This is a genomic window from Methylophaga lonarensis MPL (assembly GCF_000349205.1).
In the GTDB taxonomy this organism is placed as follows: Bacteria; Pseudomonadota; Gammaproteobacteria; order Nitrosococcales; family Methylophagaceae; genus Methylophaga; species Methylophaga lonarensis.
Window position 1 is genome coordinate 1 of record NZ_APHR01000036.1, and the last position, 2138, is coordinate 2138.

Annotated in this window: 2 protein-coding genes and 1 pseudogene; all 3 read left to right on the forward strand. The window is 43.7% G+C overall.

Annotated features, from left to right (window positions below):
• The coding region (locus MPL1_RS13765; RefSeq protein ID WP_235045548.1) for a hypothetical protein at window positions 1–447 on the forward strand (447 nt) is incomplete at its 5' end.
• A 22-nt stretch (window positions 448–469) separates the two neighbouring features.
• Window positions 470–811, forward strand: a pseudogene (locus MPL1_RS14455) (PAS domain-containing protein); the annotation flags it as partial.
• Between the two features lie 231 nt (window positions 812–1042).
• Entirely contained in the window at window positions 1043–1444 is a 402-nt protein-coding gene (locus MPL1_RS14460) for a methyl-accepting chemotaxis protein (RefSeq protein WP_268743757.1), read from the forward strand.
• Window positions 1445–2138 lie beyond the last annotated feature (694 nt).

The window sequence follows — 2138 nt, forward strand, 5'->3', positions numbered from 1 at the left end:
TGCGTTTGTAGCTCTAAACGAAAGATACGACAGTGCAGCGGAACCATCCCTTTGCCTGATAATTCATTGCTTCGCCAGCACATTGTGCCACTCACGATCAAAGGTCTTGAATCATATGCACTCTATACATTTCTACCAGAGGCAGAAAAATCTATAGATGAGCATGCATGGCAACAACTAATGAATCAAAGCAAAGATTCTTACGTTGTATTTGATGAGAACGATAACTTGCTGGCAGCAAATCTGGACTCGGTCAATTTGGATAAGGTGTATCTGGATCAAGAGAGTCCGCAACTACCAGAAATCTTAAAAAGTGCCCTAAACAACAAGGGCCAGATACTTTGTCTATCCAGTGATGATGGGGTTTATTACCACATCAATCACACTACTATCCGAGCTGATTGTGGTCTGTTGTCAGCGTTTTTTTTTGTCAAAACAAGCGCATAGCGAAAGCTTCAAACAGTTTGAAATGTTATCCAAAGTGGTCAGCAACACCAGCACTAGTGTACTGATCACTGACAAGTATGGTTTGGTTGAGTATGTTAACCCGGGCTTTGAAAAGCTCTCTGGTTACACACTTGCTGAAGTCAAAGGAATGAAGCCAGGCACTTTGCTCCAGCGAGAACAAACTGACAAAGAAACAATCAAGCGAATCTCCCAAAAACTCAAAGCACAGGAACCATTTTACGAAGAGATTTTAAACTTTGATAAAGATGGGGTGCCGTATTGGATTGTCTTGTCGGTGAATCCTATTTTCAATGAGCAGGGCGAACACACAGGATTTGTTGGGGTAAGCTCAGATGTCCGAGAAATTAAACGCTTGGTGCTGGAGCAAATCAACCAAAAAGATGCCATTAGCAGTCACTCAGCTGTGATGGAGTTCGAACATAATGGTCAATTTATTTCGGCGAACGAATATACCTATGAGCAATTAGGCATAGACGATGTCGTCAAAATGCAGTCAGTTCTGGGTAACTTAAAAGATCACCTGGATGAGACTCGCACGGGAATGATCGAAAGAGGTGAACCTACTTCTGTGATGATGAAGCTGACACACCATGATGGTGAAGTAATTTTAGAATGCATCATCTCAACTATCCCCGATTTAAATGGCAATATTTCTAAATATATCGTCTTCGGCAGTAATGTCTCATCACGAAACAAACTAGTTGCCGAGACGCATTACTCCATGTCAAACGTACTGAGTAAAATTCAGGCAACGGTAAAAACCATTAATGCAGTAGCCGACCAAACCAATCTATTGGCACTCAATGCCGCCATAGAGGCGGCAAGGGCGGGCGATGCAGGCAGAGGTTTTGCGGTAGTGGCCGATGAAGTTCGCAATCTCTCAAAAAAATCAAATGAAGCTGCGATTCAAATAGGCCAACTCATCAATGAGACCCAATCTCATGTTGACGAGCTGGCGTCATTTCTAAGTGATTGAGCGTTTACGGCAGTTAAAACAAGCATGGCGATTACCCATGTGATCGTTCCTGTCGACGCATTGTTGAGAACCGATGGATACTATTGCCCCATGATGCGTCACAATCTGATGATGCATTGAAAGAACTCACAGTGATCCTGCACCTTCAACAGTGTTTGTCACATCGAAGAAATTTTTTCGACAGAAAAAGTGAGCTGCTTGAGATCGATCACCAAAGACTGCGCTCGTTTCTTCGTGATTCTGTCATCATCGAAGCTACTAGCTAGCACTAAGAGTAAATCTGCGTAAGCTACGGTCCTGATTGGTGAGACTAATAGCAGAGATCTAACTCCTCATCAGTTCATACAGTCTGATACCGGAACCGTCGTGCTCAGGAAATTCCGGCGGGACAATTTCTCTTGACAGCAGATCCTCCGGATCAACCACCTTGGCATTATCATCAACTACATTCTCGAAACTGATATTGTTGGGGATATAAAGTACCCATTATTTCGAAACACATATCTGAGCTTTCCATTCCGGAATGGCTTGGTCGCCATATCTGTACCCGCCGCCGACGTAGACGCGTTTACTGACCGCTGCCGGGTGGTTTTTCCACCTTTTTGGGGTGGCAAGGGTGGAAATGAGGGGTTAAAACGTCAAAAATGCCGGGCATAAAAAAAAGCGCCGAAAGCGCTTTAAAGTATTGATCTGA